Genomic DNA, 14460 nt, shown 5'->3' on the forward strand with positions numbered 1-14460 from the left:
GAGGGTCGAAACATCCATTTTCGGCACGCGGAGGCCCGTTTCAGGCGGCGCTGCCCGGTTCGTTCGCAGCCCGTCCGGTCACAGTTACCGACTGCGACATGATGTCGCCATTGCCCGCGACAAGGCGCACTTCGCGTTGCGCATAAGGAATCGCGATGCCGTGTTCCCTGAAGAGCCGCCAGATGTTACGGTTCACGTTCGAGCGCACGCCGGACGTGCCCATCGCCGCGTCTTCGATCCAGTAACCGAGTTCGAGATTGATGCCGTCAGGCCCGAAGCCCGCCAGATAAGGCGTCGGCGCCGGCTCCTGCAGCACGCGCTCGACGCCCGCCGTCGCCTCGACCAGCAGCGCCATCGCCTGTTCGACGTCCGTCGAATAGGCAATCTGGACCGTCGCCTTAGCGTTGCCGCGCGTCAGATACGACGACTGGTTCTGTACGACGTCGGTGATCAGCTTTTCGTTCGGAATCAGCGTTTCGATTCCGTCGAGTCCTCGCACGACGGTATAACGCGTGCGGATCTGCGTAACCTTGCCCTGCAACCCGCTCACGTTGATCGTGTCGCCGATGCGCAGCGACCGGTCAATCAGAATGATGAAGCCCGACACGTAGTTGCTCGCAATCTTCTGCAAGCCGAAGCCGAGACCCACGCCGAGCGCCCCGCCGAACACGCCGAGCACCGTGATGTCGATGCCGACCAGCGACAGACTGATCAGTACGGCCCCGAGTATCAGCAGTGCGCGGCCGACGCGCGACAGCACCACTTTCAGGTTCGCGTCGAGCGCGCCCGAGCGCATTAGCCGGTCTTCGAGCGCCGCGCCGAGCCACATCGCGACGATCATCGTCACGCACACCCACAGCAGGCCCGACAGCAGCGACAGCAGCGTCACGTGCGTGTTGGCGATGCGGAACTGCACGCTCGCCATCCACTTGAGCACGTCGTTCTGGATGCCCATCACGGTCAGCACCATGCCGACCCAGACGACCAGCGACACAACCTTTTCGACCAGCGATAACCACGTGTGCGCGCTGCCATCGCGCCCGAACACGCGCCGCGCGAGATAGAACACGATGTAGATCAGCCCGATCCCGAACAGCGGCACCAAAGCGAGATCGAGCAGCGACGTGTGGATGAACTGTCCGGCGATCGCCCGCGCAATCCACACCAGCACGCCGCCGAGTAGCGGAAAGAGCGCGCGATTGAGCGCCTCGGCGCCGAAACGCAGCGCGCCGTAACGGGTTTCGCGCTGCGCATCGAGCGCGCGCCGCGCGAGACGCGCGAGCAGCCACGCGAACGCCAGCGTGCCGAGCAGCACGCCGACCTGCCAGAGAATCACGGGCTGGCCGAAGTCGCGCACGACATCGCCCAGCATGTGGAAGAAAAGATGGTTTTGCATGATGTTTCCAGCAGCCGGCGCCGGCGCGCCACTCACGCAGTGTGCGCCGGCCAGACCGCACGAAGCCCGGCCGATGCCGGGCCGCTTCTAGCCGCGGCGCTCCAGCACGGCTGCGAAGAAGCCGTCCGTCGAATGACGGTGCGGCCACAGCGACAGGAAGTCGCCCATTTCCAGATCGATGCGCTGCTCGGCGAGCACGTCGCGCGCGGGCACGAGTTGGAAATCGGCATGCGCGGCGAGAAACTGCTGCACGACGCCTTCGTTTTCGGCGTCGAGAATGCTGCAGGTCGCGTACACGAGCCGTCCGCCCTTCTTCACGAGACGCGCGGCGCTTGTCAGGATCGACAGTTGCTTCGGCGTCAGTTCGGCGATCGACTCAGGCGACTGGCGCCATTTCAGATCGGGATTGCGGCGCAGCGTGCCGAGGCCGCTGCACGGCGCGTCGACCAGCACGCGGTCGATCTTGCCCGCGAGCCGCTTGATCTTCGCGTCGTGTTCGCTGTCGATCAGCACCGGATTCACGTTCGACAGACCGCTGCGCGCCAGGCGCGGCTTGAGCTTGGCGAGGCGCCGGTCGGAGATGTCGAACGCGTACAGGCGGCCCGTCGAGCGCATCATCGCGCCGAGCGCCAGCGTCTTGCCGCCCGCGCCCGCGCAGAAATCGACGACCATCTCGCCGCGCTTGGGCGCGACCAGCGAACACAGCAACTGGCTGCCCTCGTCCTGCACTTCGAGCCAGCCGTCCTGAAACGCGTCGAGCTTCGTGAGCGGCGGCTTGCCGACCACGCGGATGCCGAACGGCGCGTAAGGCGTCGCACCCGCCTCGATCGCTGCCTTCGACAGCGCGCCCAGCACGTCGTCGCGGCTCGCCTTGATCGGGTTCGCGCGCAGGTCCAAAGGCGCCGGATAGTTCAGCGAGGCGGCCAGGCGCGCCAATTCCTCGGCTTCGAAGCGGCTGCTGAGCGCCTGATAGATCCAGTCGGGCAGATTCATACGGATCCGCAGCGGCAGGCTCTGCGGATCGATCTTCGCGACATGCTCGAGCCACGAGTTTTCCGCTTCCGACACGAACGGCTTCAGCGCCGTACGCCCCGCCGTCTGCATCAGTCCGAGCAGCGCAAGGCGGCGGTTCGGACTACCGGTGCCGCTTTCCGCCAGATGTGCAAATTCCATCCGGCGACGTAGCACCGCGAACACTGCTTCCGCGATCACGCCGCGCTCGCCGTGGCCGAGCTTCGGATGCGCACGGAAAAAACGGCTGGTCGCAGCATCGGCGGGGCCGGTGAACTTAAGGACGTCCGCGAGCAGCGTCTCGGTTTGTCCGATCAAAAATCCATGCAGTCTCATGCGCCCTCCCCGGCGGTGTACTTGCTTGTTGTATCAAGGAAGAGCCACTGAGGCTCGGGCGGCGTCACCGTGACGCGCAGACCGTCGACGGCAAGGCGCCCTTCGACGAACCAGCGCACTGCGCGCGGATAAATGACGTGTTCGGTTTCGAGGACGCGCGCCGCGAGCATCGTGGCGTCGTCGCCTTGCAGCACGGGCACGGCGGATTGCAGCACGAGCGGGCCGTGATCGAGCGTCGGCGTGACGAAATGCACGGACGCGCCATGCAGCCGCACGCCCGCGTCGAGCGCCGCCTGATGCGTCTTGAGGCCCGGAAAGCTCGGCAGCAGCGACGGATGCACGTTGATCATGCGTCCCGTATAACGGTTGACGAAAGCGTCGGTCAGCACGCGCATGAAGCCGGCCAGCACGACGAGGTCCGGCGCAAAGCCGTCGATCTCGCGGGCGAGCGCGGCGTCGAAGGTTTCGCGATCCGGAAACTGGCGGTGGTCGACGACCGCCGTAGCAATGCCTTGCGACGCTGCAAACGCAAGCCCGGCGGCGTCGGGACGGTTGGCAATCACGGCGGCGACACGCGCCGGCCAGCCTTCGCTCGCGCACGCGCGCACAATGGCTTCCATGTTGCTGCCCCGTCCGGAAATCAGAATGACGAGATTTTTCATGCGCGGATTTTATCATTCGGCCACGCCCAATCCGCGTGCCGGCGCCGTCTAAGGCCCTGTGCGTTTATAATCGATTGTTTTGCGGCATCCGGCCCGCTCAAATCCTTCGCCCGCTATCGTGAGAGTCTTCCGCGGTCTTCCCAATGCCGAGAGCCGTGCGCCCTGCGCGCTGACCATCGGCAACTTCGACGGTGTCCACCGCGGGCATCAGGCATTGCTCGCCCGTGTCCGCGCCGCCGCAGACGCGCGCGGCCTGCCCGTCTGCGTGATGACCTTCGAGCCGCACCCGCGCGAGTTCTTCAATCCCGCCGGCGCGCCGCCGCGCATCGCCATGTTGCGCGACAAGCTCGAAGCGTTGCGCATGAACGGCGTCGACCGCGTGGTCGTCGAGCATTTCAATCACACGTTCGCGAGCCAGTCGCCGGATGCATTCGTCGAGCGGATCATCGTGAACGGCCTGCACGCGCGCTGGGTGATGATCGGCGACGACTTCCGCTACGGCGCGAAGCGCGTGGGCGACTTCAATTCGCTGAAAACGGCGGGCATGGAATACGGCTTCGAAGTCGAGCAGATGGCGACAGTCGCCGATCCTTCCGGCGCGCGCATCTCCAGTTCGGGCGTGCGCACGTCGCTGATCGCGGGCGATCTGGACTCGGCTCGCGCCGCGCTCGGCCGCGACTATCTGATCAGCGGCCACGTCGTGCACGGCCTGAAGCTGGGTCGCGATCTCGGTTTTCCCACGCTGAATCTGCCCATTGCGCACAAGCGTCCCGCGCTGTCGGGCATTTTCATCGTGCAGGTGCACGGCATCGCCGACAAACCGCTGCCGGGCGTCGCGAGCCTCGGCTTGCGTCCCACCGTCGACGATTCCGGCCGCGTGCTGCTCGAAGTGCATCTGCTCGACTGGCACGGCGATGCGTACGGCAAGCTGGTGCGCGTCGAGTTTCTCAAGAAGCTGCGCGACGAGGAAAAGTTCGTCGATCTCGAAACGCTGACGGCCGCGATCGCGCGCGACGTCGCGAACGCCCGCGCCTGGTTCGAAGCAGTCGGCGACGCGCCGGGCGGCCGTTCCACCGGATTCGCCACGTCGGCCACCGACCGAATTAGATGACCGCCGCGGTGCGTGCAGGCACTTTGGCGAAGCACGTACCGTCCGCCGCGTATCGACGGGCGCCGCATGCAGCATCTGCAACGGCCTCGGATCGTGCGCGACGCCGGGCGCATCGCCAGACGCCTCGCCCGGCGCCACCCAGGCCTTCGCGCATGCCGCGTCCCAACATCGTATTCACCGCTACTTCATCATGAGCAACAAGAAAGCCGATTCGAAACCGCAGGCCCGATATCCCGTCAACCTGCTGGACACGCCCTTCCCGATGCGCGGCGACCTGCCCAAGCGCGAGCCGCAATGGGTCAAGGACTGGCAGGAACGCAAGATCTACGAACAGATCCGCGCCGCCTCGAAGGGCCGCAAGAAGTTCATCCTGCACGACGGCCCGCCGTATGCGAACGGCGACATCCACCTCGGCCACGCGGTGAACAAGATCCTGAAGGACATGATCGTCAAGGCGCGCAACCTGGCGGGCTTCGACGCCGTCTACGTGCCCGGCTGGGACTGCCACGGCATGCCGATCGAAATCCAGATCGAGAAGCAGTTCGGCAAGTCGCTGCCCGCCGCGGAGGTGATGCAGAAGGCGCGTGCCTACGCGACCGAGCAGATCGAGAAGCAGAAGGCCGGCTTCCGCCGTCTGGGCGTGCTCGGCGACTGGGACAATCCGTACAAGACAATGAACTTCGCGAACGAAGCCGGCGAAATCCGCGCGCTCGCGAAGATCATGGAGAAGGGCTATGTGTTCCGCGGCCTGAAGCCGGTGAACTGGTGTTTCGACTGCGGCTCGGCGCTGGCCGAAGCGGAAGTCGAGTACAAGGACAAGACCGATCCGACCATCGACGTGATGTTCACGTTCGCCGAGCCGGAGAAAACGGCGCACGCGTTCGGCCTTGCCGCGCTGCCGCGCAACGAAGGCGGCGTCGTGATCTGGACGACCACGCCCTGGACGATCCCCGCCAACCAGGCGCTGAACCTGCATCCGGAAATCGTCTACGCGCTCGTCGATACGCCGCGCGGCCTGCTGATTCTCGCCGAAGAACGTGTCGAGGCCTGCCTGAAGTCGTACGGCATCGAAGGCACGGTCATCGCGACGGCGCCCGGCGCGAAGCTCGTGAACCTGCGCTTCAACCATCCGCTCGCGTCCGCGCATCCGTCCTACAAGCGCACGTCACCCGTCTACCTCGGCGACTACGTCACGACGGAAACGGGTACGGGCATCGTGCACTCGTCGCCGGCGTACGGCGTCGAAGACTTTGTCTCGTGCAAGGCGCACGGTATGGCCGACTCCGACATCATCAGCCCGGTGATGGGCGACGGACGCTACATCGAATCGCTCGCGCTGTTCGGCGGCCTGTCGATCTGGGACGCAAACCCGAAGATCGTCGAAGCCCTCGACGAAGCAGGCACGCTGCTGCGCACCGAAAAGTACCTGCACAGCTACATGCACTGCTGGCGTCACAAAACGCCGATCATCTATCGCGCTACTTCGCAGTGGTTCGCCGGCATGGACGTCAAGCCGAACGACAGCGACAAGACGCTGCGCGAGACGGCGCTCGAAGGCATCGAGGCGACGGCGTTCTATCCGTCGTGGGGCAAGCAGCGCCTGTTCGCGATGATCGCGAACCGCCCCGACTGGACGCTGTCGCGTCAACGTCAGTGGGGCGTGCCGATGGCGTTCTTCGTGCACAAGGAAACGGGCGAGCTGCATCCGCGTACGCCCGAACTGCTCGAAGAAGTCGCGAAGCGCGTCGAAGTGTCGGGCATCGAGGCATGGCAGACGCTCGATCCGCGCGAGCTGATCGGCGACGACGCGAACCTGTACGAGAAGAACCGCGACACGCTCGACGTGTGGTTCGATTCGGGCACGACGCACTGGCACGTGCTGCGCGGCTCGCACAAGGACGAACTGCAGTTCCCGGCCGACCTGTATCTGGAAGGCTCGGACCAGCATCGCGGCTGGTTCCACTCGTCGCTGCTGACCGCGTCGATGCTCGATGGCCGCCCGCCGTACAACGCGCTGCTGACGCACGGTTTCACCGTCGACGGCGAAGGCCGCAAGATGTCGAAGTCGCTCGGCAACGGTATCGACCCGCATGAGGTGTCGAACCGTCTGGGCGCGGAGATCATCCGCCTGTGGATCGCGTCGACCGACTACTCGGGCGAGCTGGCCATCTCCGAGGAAATTCTCAAGCGCGTGACGGAAAGCTATCGACGCATCCGCAACACGCTGCGCTTCCTGCTCGCGAACCTGTCGGACTTCGATTTCGGGAAGCATGCGCGCCCCGTCAGCGAGTGGCTGGAGATCGACCGTTATGCCGTCGCGCTGACCGCGAATCTGCAAGCGGACATCCTGTCGCACTACGACCGCTACGAGTTCCACCCGGTCGTCGCGAAGCTGCAGACGTTCTGCTCGGAAGACCTGGGCGGCTTCTATCTCGACGTGCTGAAAGACCGCCTGTACACGACGGCGCCCGACTCGAACGCGCGCCGGTCGGCCCAGACCGCGCTGTATCACATCGCGCACGGCCTGCTGCGCCTGATGGCGCCGTTCCTGTCGTTCACGGCGGAAGAAGCGTGGAAGGTGTTCCAGCCGAACAACGAAACCATCTACACCGAGACGTACCACGCCTATCCGGAAGTGCCGGAAGCATCGACGCTGCTCGACAAGTGGACGCTGTTGCGCGCGGTGCGCAGCGACGTGACGAAGGCGCTGGAAGAAGCGCGCGTCGCGAACCAGATCGGTTCGTCGCTGCAGGCGGAAGTCGAGATCCGCGCAGCCGGCGCGCGTCACGATGCGCTCGCGAGCCTCGGCGCCGATCTCAAGTTCGTGCTGATCACGTCGGGCGCGACGGTCGTGAAGGTGGACAACGTCGAGGAAGAAGGCGTCGACGTGATCACGTCGAAGTATCTGAAGTGCGAGCGCTGCTGGCACTATCGCAAGGAAGTGGGCGAAAACGCCGAGCATCCCACGCTCTGCGGCCGCTGCATCAGCAATCTGTTCGGCAACGGCGAAACGAGGAGCGCGGCATAATGTCCAGAACGCTGTCGAAAACGGCGGGCGGCTCGCTCGCGCCGTGGCTGGGCGTTGCGGTTATCGTGATCCTGTTCGACCAGTTGACGAAGATCGCGGTGGCGAAGGTGTTCGCGTATGGCTCGTCCCACGCCATCGCGCCGTTCTTCAACCTCGTGCTCGTCTACAACCGCGGCGCCGCGTTCAGCTTCCTCGCGATGGCGGGCGGCTGGCAGCGCTGGGTGTTCACGGCACTGGGCGTTGCGGCGGCCATTCTGATCTGCTACCTGCTCAAGCGCCACGGCACGCAGAAGATGTTCTGTGCGGCACTCGCGCTGATCATGGGCGGCGCAATCGGCAACGTGATCGACCGCCTGCTGTACGGCCACGTGATCGACTTCCTCGATTTCCACGTCGGCGCGTGGCATTGGCCGGCGTTCAATCTCGCGGACAGCGCGATCACTGTCGGCGCGGCGCTGCTGGTGTTCGACGAACTGCGGCGCGTGCGCGGCGCGCGCTGACATAACAACTCACGCGGCGCATTCAGGGCCGTATTTGCAGCGCGGGTGACAGCGGCGACGAAGCCGCGCCGCCCGCGCCCTCGCAGTCTTGCAGCACGAAGCCGGCGCGCTTCACGATGCGCCGGCCATCACGTCTCGTCGGAGGCATCAGTTGGCCACAGAACTCGCCGGAAAACACATCGTACTCGGCATGACGGGCGGGATCGCCTGCTACAAGATCGCTGAACTCACGCGCCTTCTCGTCAAGGCAGGCGCGACCGTGCAGGTCGCGATGACGGAAGCCGCGACGCAGTTCATCACGCCCGTCACGATGCAGGCGCTCTCCGGCCGCACCGTCTACACGAGCCAGTGGGACGCGCGCATCGCGAACAACATGCCGCACATCGATCTGTCGCGCGAAGCCGACGCGATCGTGATCGCCCCCGCCTCCACCGATTTCCTCGCCAAACTCGCGCACGGCCTGTGCGACGATCTGCTGTCCACGCTGTGCATCGCGCGCGACTGTCCGCTGCTGGTCGTACCGGCGATGAACCGGCAGATGTGGATGAACCCGGCGACGCAGCGCAACGTCGCGCAGTTGCGCGCAGACGGCATCGAACTGCTCGGCCCCGATTCGGGCGCGCAGGCGTGCGGCGAAGTCGGCGACGGGCGCATGCTCGAACCGGAAGCCGTCTACGAAGCGATTGCGGCTTTCTTCACGCCGAAGATGCTGGCCGGCCGCCGCGTGCTGTTGACGGCCGGTCCGACCTTCGAGCCGCTCGACCCCGTGCGCGGCATCACGAACCGTTCGAGCGGCAAGATGGGCTTCGCGCTCGCGCGCGCGGCGCAGCAGGCAGGCGCCGATGTGCATCTCGTCGCCGGCCCCGTCGGGCTCGAGACGCCGTGGGGCGTCTACCGCGAAGACGTGCAGACGGCGCAGCAGATGCACGACGCCGTGATGCGCGCGGTGCCCGGCTACGACATCTTCATCGGCGTCGCGGCCGTCGCGGACTGGCGCGTCGACCATGTCGCCGAACACAAGATCAAGAAGACGGCCGATCACACGATCCCGTCGTTTTCGTTCGTCGAGAATCCGGACATTCTGGCTGCCGTCGCCAGGCTGCCGCGCGCGCCGTTCTGCGTCGGCTTCGCGGCGGAAAGCGGCGATCTCGACGTGCACGGCGAAGAGAAGCGCAAGCGCAAGAACGTGCCGCTTCTGATCGGCAACCTGGGCCCGCAAACCTTCGGGCTCGACGACAACGAAGTCGTGCTGTTCGAAGCCGCCGGCACGACGCGGCTGCCGCGCGCGGACAAGCAGACGCTCGCGCGCGCGCTCATCGCCGAGATCGCCAAGCGCCTGCCGGATGCGAGCGTGACGGGTTGAGCGCGCCGCGCTCGCCTTCCTCGGGAACGATCACGCTCGAATGGTTTTCATCAGCTAACGCTCTGGTGCTGTCATGACCCTGCTCTCCGTGCTCGACCAGACGCCCGTGATCGACGGGCATAAGGTGGCCGACGCGATCGCCGCGACGGTCGAACTCGCGCAACTCGCCGACGACCTCGGCTATACGCGTTATTGGTGCGCCGAACATCACGGGCTGTACGGCGTGTCGAATCCCTGCCCGGAAGTGATGCTCGCGCGCCTCGGCAGCGTCACCCGACGCATCCGCATCGGCTCGGGCGGCATCATGCTGCCGTACTACAGCCCATTCAAGGTTGCCGAGCAGTTCATGATGCTCGAGGCGCTGTTCCCTAACCGCGTCGATCTGGGCGTCGGGCGCGCGCCGGGCGGCGACATGCGCACGGCGCAGGCCGTCGCGGCAGGCGCCTACAATCGCGGCGAACTGTTCCCGCAACAGGTGACCGAACTGGTCGCGCTGATGAGCGGCACGCTGCCCTCCGATCACCTTGCGCACGGCGTGCTGCTTCAACCTCAGATCGACACGCGTCCGCAACTGTGGGTGCTCGGTTCCAGCGATTTCGGCGGCATGCTGGCGGCGCAACTGGGCATTCGCTTTTCATTCGCGCATTTCATCAATGCGCATTTCGGGCATGCCGTCGCACAGGCGTATCGCGAGCGCTTCAAGCCTGGTCACGAACAAAAGCCGTACCTCGCGGCGGCCGTTTTCGTGATCTGCGCGGACACAGAGCGCGAAGCCGCCGAACTCGAAAAAGCCGTCGATCTACGCCGCGTGCAGATGGCGTATGGACTGAACGCGCCGATTCCATCCGTCGCGCAAGGGCTCGCACAGGAATATGGCGAGCGCGAGCAGCTGATCATCGACCGGGAAAAGCCGCGCAGCATCGTCGGCACGCCGGAGTCCGTGACGGAGCGGCTGCATGCGCTGCAGGAACAGTTCGACGCGGACGAACTGATCGTGCTCACCGTGGCGGGCAGTTATCGCGCGCGTTTGCGTTCTTATGAATTGCTGGCCAGCGCGTTCGATCTCGGCAAGTCATGAATCGATCACGGCGCTCCGTTGCAATGACAGGCGCCGCCATTTCTTCAACCTCTCACCGAACTGCATGAAACTCGACATCAAGATTCTCGACCCGCGCATGCGCGAACAACTCCCCGCCTACGCCACGACGGGCAGCGCGGGCCTCGACCTGCGCGCGTGCCTCGACGCGCCGCTGACGCTGGAACCCGGTCAAACGGTTCTGGTGCCGACCGGCCTCGCGATCCATCTCGCCGATCCCGGCTATGCGGCGCTGATCCTGCCGCGCTCGGGCATGGGCCACAAGCACGGCATCGTGCTGGGCAACCTCGTCGGTTTGATCGACTCGGACTACCAGGGCCAGCTGATGATCTCGACGTGGAACCGCGGCACGACCACGTTCACGCTGAATCCGATGGAACGGCTCGCGCAGTTGGTGATCGTCCCCGTCGTGCAGGCGACGTTCAATATCGTCGACGAGTTCGACACGAGCGAGCGCGGCGAAGGCGGCTTCGGCAGCACCGGCAAACACTGAGGCATTGCTCGGCTTTTTATGGCCGCTTGCTGAAGGCCAAATGAAAACGGCGTGGGTTTTGCAACCCACGCCGTTCTTTTATGCTTTGGATGATTCGACGCTTAGTCGACTTCCACCGCTTCCGGATTCGGATTGCGCGGCGGCGCCGAATTCTCGTCAAACGTCAGCAGCACCTTGTCGTCTGCATCGACGTCGACCGTCACGCGGCCGCCGTTCATCAGCTTGCCGAACAGCAGTTCGTCGGCCAGCGCACGACGGATCGTGTCCTGGATCAGACGCTGCATCGGACGCGCGCCCATGAGCGGATCGAAACCGTGCTTCGCGAGATGCTTGCGCAGCGCGTCGGTGAAGAGCGCGTCGACCTTCTTCTCGTGCAGTTGATCTTCCAGCTGCATCAGGAACTTGTCGACCACGCGCATGATGATTTCTTCATCGAGCGAGCGGAAGCTGATCGTCGCGTCCAGACGGTTGCGGAACTCAGGCGTGAACATACGCTTGATGTCGGCCATCTCGTCGCCCGTTTCGCGGCGCGTCGTGAAACCGATCGTCGACTTCTGCATCGACTCTGCGCCCGCATTCGTCGTCATGATGATGATGACGTTGCGGAAGTCCGCCTTGCGACCGTTGTTGTCCGTCAACGTGCCGTGGTCCATCACCTGCAGCAGCACGTTGTAGATGTCCGGATGCGCCTTCTCGATTTCGTCGAGCAGCAGCACGCAATGCGGCTTCTTCGTCACGGCTTCCGTCAGCAAACCACCCTGATCGAAACCGACGTATCCCGGCGGCGCGCCGATCAGACGGCTCACCGCATGACGCTCCATGTACTCCGACATGTCGAAGCGGATCAGCTCGATGCCCAGCGTGAACGCCAGTTGCCGCGCCACTTCCGTCTTGCCGACGCCCGTCGGACCGGAGAACAGGAACGCGCCGATCGGCTTGTCCGTCTTGCCGAGGCCCGCACGCGCCATCTTGATCGATGCCGACAGTGCGTCGATGGCGGGATCCTGGCCGAACACGACTGCCTTCAGATCGCGGTCGAGCGTCTGGAGCTTGCTGCGGTCGTCCTGGGACACGCTTTGCGCCGGCACGCGCGCGATCTTCGAGATGATTTCCTCGATCTCGCTCTTGCCGATGGTCTTCTTCTGCTTCGACTTCGGCAGGATGCGTTGCGCCGCGCCTGCTTCGTCGATCACGTCGATGGCCTTGTCGGGCAAGTGACGATCCGTGATGAAGCGCGCCGACAGCTCAGCCGCCGCCGACAGCGCACCCGACGAATACTTCACGCCATGGTGCTCTTCGAAGCGCGACTTCAGGCCGCGCAGGATCGCCACCGTCTGCTCGACGGTCGGCTCGGTCACGTCGATCTTCTGGAAACGACGCGACAATGCCGCGTCCTTTTCGAAGATGCCGCGGAATTCCGTGAATGTGGTCGCGCCGATGCACTTGAGCGTGCCCGACGACAGCGCCGGCTTCAGCAGATTCGACGCGTCCAGCGTGCCGCCCGATGCGGCGCCCGCGCCGATCAGCGTATGAATTTCGTCGATGAACAGAATCGCGTTCGGACGTTCCTTCAGTTCCTTCAGGACCGTCTTCAGGCGCTGTTCGAAATCGCCGCGATACTTCGTGCCCGCGAGCAGCGCGCCCATGTCGAGCGAATAGACCTGCGCATCCACGAGGATGTCGGGCACTTCGCCGCGCGTGATGCGCCACGCGAGACCTTCCGCGATCGCAGTTTTGCCGACGCCGGCCTCGCCGACCAGCAGCGGATTGTTCTTGCGGCGGCGGCACAGCACCTGCACGACGCGCTCGACTTCCGCTTCGCGTCCGATCAACGGATCGATGCGGCCGTCCTTCGCCATCTGGTTCAGGTTCTGCGTGAATTGCGCAAGCGGTGTTTCCTTTTGCGCAGCGGCTTCGTCCGATTCCGCATTCGCATCCGTCGACTTCGCAGCTTCCGAGCTGTTCGTCTTCGCGATGCCGTGCGAAATGAAATTGACGACGTCGAGACGCGTCACGCCCTGCTGCTGCAGGTAATACACCGCGTGAGAATCTTTCTCGCCGAAGATCGCCACGAGCACGTTCGCGCCCGTCACTTCCTTCTTGCCGTTCGACGTGGACTGGACGTGCATGATCGCGCGCTGGATCACACGCTGGAAACCCAGCGTGGGCTGCGTATCGACGTCGTCAGTGCCCGGAACGGTCGGCGTATTGTCGTGAATGAAGTTGCGCAGGTTCTGACGCAGGTCTTCGATGTTGGCCGCGCACGCGCGCAGCACTTCGGCCGCCGTCGGGTTGTCCAACAGCGCCAGCAAAAGATGTTCGACCGTGATGAACTCATGCCGCGCCTGGCGCGCTTCCATGAACGCCATGTGCAGGCTGACTTCCAGTTCCTGGGCAATCATGCTTCCTCCATCACGCACTGCAGCGGATGCCCTGCCTGCCGCGCGTGGGTAACGACTTGCTCGACTTTGGTCGACGCGATGTCCCGCGTGTAGACCCCACAAACTCCCCTGCCTTCGCGATGGACCTTCAACATGATCTGTGTTGCGGTCTCTCGATCTTTATTGAAATACTCTTGCACGATCATCACGACGAATTCCATCGGCGTGAAATCGTCGTTCAACAACACCACCTTGAACATGGCAGGCGGTTTCAGCTTTTGTTCCTGCCGCTCCAGTACGGTGTTGTCCTGCTTGTCCGGGATAATCGCCATACACCCATTCTAAACAACTCGGACAGGCCCGCAATCCTGTCAAAACCCGACCGGCTGGCCGGACATCGGTTCCCTCCGGCCCTGTGGAGCGGCCTCTCGCGGGTGCGCTCTCTGCGCCGGGCCGCGTGCGGTTGGCGGCCCTCCGGTCAATCTGTGTTGCAGCATGATGACTGCAGTCGGATCGAGTATCGCACAACCCGGGCCAGCAGGCTGATGACTCGCCATCGCGCCATCCGCTTCTCACCACTGCACTGCATGTGAGTCGATTATGCGACTTTTCAAGACGCGCCGCTTGCGCCACCGCACATAAGAAAAGCGGGAAAAACCCTGGAAATTGGTTCTTTACAACGAAGAAATGGGCGTCTCAAAATTTTCTTGACACTCGAATAAAGAGACTCAACAATCAAGCTGGCACTTTTTTCAATAAGCGGTCTATACGAAAAAATGCCGTTGGTGAGCTTGTGAGGAGGGACGACTGCATCCCGTGGTCGTTGAGCTTTTCGAGGGCTCGTGGCAGCTTTTGAGTTACAGGGGAAGTTGGTATGGCAACTGGTACGGTCAAGTGGTTCAACGACGCGAAAGGTTTCGGATTCATTACGCCCGACGAAGGCGGTGAGGATCTGTTTGCACACTTTTCGGCTATCCAGATGAACGGTTTCAAGACCCTCAAGGAAGGCCAGAAAGTTAGCTTCGAGGTCGTTCAAGGCCCGAAGGGCAAACAGGCATCGAACATTCAGTCCGCAGCCTGATA

At 64.0% G+C, this 14460-nt stretch carries 12 protein-coding genes; 7 read left to right on the forward strand and 5 right to left on the reverse strand.

Annotated elements, in window-relative coordinates; all coding sequences use genetic code 11:
- Positions 1-40: 40 nt before the first annotated feature.
- The 3 genes from G3N95_RS20860 to purN all read right to left on the reverse strand — a co-directional run bounded on the left by G3N95_RS20860 (position 41) and on the right by purN (position 3405).
- The gene (locus G3N95_RS20860; protein WP_205971967.1) at positions 41-1396 is read right to left on the reverse strand and encodes a mechanosensitive ion channel domain-containing protein; all 1356 of its coding nucleotides are present in this window, start codon (positions 1394-1396) and stop codon (positions 41-43) included.
- An 87-nt stretch (positions 1397-1483) separates the two neighbouring features.
- Positions 1484-2743, reverse strand: a complete 1260-nt coding sequence (locus G3N95_RS20865; protein ID WP_205971968.1) for an RsmB/NOP family class I SAM-dependent RNA methyltransferase — start codon at positions 2741-2743, stop codon at positions 1484-1486.
- A complete protein-coding gene (purN, locus tag G3N95_RS20870) occupies positions 2740-3405 on the reverse strand; it encodes a phosphoribosylglycinamide formyltransferase (protein WP_205971969.1) in 666 nt (221 codons plus the stop codon). The genes G3N95_RS20865 and purN overlap by 4 nt, the downstream gene beginning before the upstream one ends.
- A gap of 118 nt (positions 3406-3523) precedes the next feature.
- On the opposite strand from purN, the gene G3N95_RS20875 reads away from it, so the two are divergent.
- The 6 genes from G3N95_RS20875 (at position 3524) to dut (ending at position 10996) form a co-directional block, all read left to right on the forward strand.
- Positions 3524-4516 carry a bifunctional riboflavin kinase/FAD synthetase gene (locus G3N95_RS20875; RefSeq protein WP_205971970.1) on the forward strand — a complete coding sequence of 331 codons (993 nt, stop codon included), beginning with the start codon at positions 3524-3526 and terminating at the stop codon, positions 4514-4516.
- 190 nt (positions 4517-4706) lie between these two features.
- On the forward strand, positions 4707-7544 hold the full coding sequence (gene ileS / locus G3N95_RS20880) for an isoleucine--tRNA ligase (protein ID WP_205971971.1): 2838 nt from the start codon (positions 4707-4709) through the stop codon (positions 7542-7544).
- Complete coding sequence (gene lspA / locus G3N95_RS20885; RefSeq protein ID WP_205971972.1) at positions 7544-8044, forward strand: signal peptidase II; 501 nt, start codon at positions 7544-7546, stop codon at positions 8042-8044. The genes ileS and lspA overlap by 1 nt, the downstream gene beginning before the upstream one ends.
- Before the next feature lie 151 nt (positions 8045-8195).
- Entirely contained in the window at positions 8196-9407 is a 1212-nt protein-coding gene (gene coaBC / locus G3N95_RS20890; protein WP_205971973.1) for a bifunctional phosphopantothenoylcysteine decarboxylase/phosphopantothenate--cysteine ligase CoaBC, read from the forward strand.
- A gap of 73 nt (positions 9408-9480) precedes the next feature.
- Complete coding sequence (locus G3N95_RS20895) at positions 9481-10485, forward strand: LLM class flavin-dependent oxidoreductase (protein WP_205971974.1); 1005 nt, start codon at positions 9481-9483, stop codon at positions 10483-10485.
- 64 nt (positions 10486-10549) lie between these two features.
- Positions 10550-10996: a dUTP diphosphatase gene (gene dut / locus G3N95_RS20900; RefSeq protein ID WP_012399984.1), complete on the forward strand. Its 447-nt coding sequence runs from the start codon at positions 10550-10552 to the stop codon at positions 10994-10996.
- Between the two features lie 101 nt (positions 10997-11097).
- Here the strand turns inward: dut and clpA are convergent, their stop codons facing one another.
- On the reverse strand, positions 11098-13398 hold the full coding sequence (gene clpA, locus G3N95_RS20905; RefSeq protein ID WP_205971975.1) for an ATP-dependent Clp protease ATP-binding subunit ClpA: 2301 nt from the start codon (positions 13396-13398) through the stop codon (positions 11098-11100).
- A complete protein-coding gene (gene clpS / locus G3N95_RS20910; RefSeq protein ID WP_012399982.1) occupies positions 13395-13709 on the reverse strand; it encodes an ATP-dependent Clp protease adapter ClpS in 315 nt (104 codons plus the stop codon). Before clpS ends, clpA begins: the two co-directional genes overlap by 4 nt.
- Positions 13710-14251: 542 nt before the next feature.
- Here clpS and cspD point away from each other — a divergent pair.
- Entirely contained in the window at positions 14252-14458 is a 207-nt protein-coding gene (gene cspD / locus G3N95_RS20915) for a cold shock domain-containing protein CspD (protein WP_007586257.1), read from the forward strand.
- The last annotated feature ends 2 nt before the right edge of the window (positions 14459-14460 follow it).

Source organism: Paraburkholderia sp. Tr-20389 (assembly GCF_017104565.1).
GTDB lineage: Bacteria > Pseudomonadota > Gammaproteobacteria > Burkholderiales > Burkholderiaceae > Paraburkholderia.

Excerpts from the sequence above, each read along its gene's own strand:
- G3N95_RS20860 (WP_205971967.1), bottom strand. The coding sequence starts at position 1,396 with ATGCAAAACCATCTTTTCTTCCACATGCTGGGCGATGTCGTGCGCGAC.
- G3N95_RS20865 (WP_205971968.1), bottom strand. The coding sequence starts at position 2,743 with ATGAGACTGCATGGATTTTTGATCGGACAAACCGAGACGCTGCTCGCG.
- purN (WP_205971969.1), bottom strand. The coding sequence starts at position 3,405 with ATGAAAAATCTCGTCATTCTGATTTCCGGACGGGGCAGCAACATGGAA.
- ileS (WP_205971971.1), top strand. The coding sequence starts at position 4,707 with ATGAGCAACAAGAAAGCCGATTCGAAACCGCAGGCCCGATATCCCGTC.
- lspA (WP_205971972.1), top strand. The coding sequence starts at position 7,544 with ATGTCCAGAACGCTGTCGAAAACGGCGGGCGGCTCGCTCGCGCCGTGG.
- G3N95_RS20895 (WP_205971974.1), top strand. The coding sequence starts at position 9,481 with ATGACCCTGCTCTCCGTGCTCGACCAGACGCCCGTGATCGACGGGCAT.
- dut (WP_012399984.1), top strand. The coding sequence starts at position 10,550 with ATGAAACTCGACATCAAGATTCTCGACCCGCGCATGCGCGAACAACTC.
- clpA (WP_205971975.1), bottom strand. The coding sequence starts at position 13,398 with ATGATTGCCCAGGAACTGGAAGTCAGCCTGCACATGGCGTTCATGGAA.
- clpS (WP_012399982.1), bottom strand. The coding sequence starts at position 13,709 with ATGGCGATTATCCCGGACAAGCAGGACAACACCGTACTGGAGCGGCAG.
- cspD (WP_007586257.1), top strand. The coding sequence starts at position 14,252 with ATGGCAACTGGTACGGTCAAGTGGTTCAACGACGCGAAAGGTTTCGGA.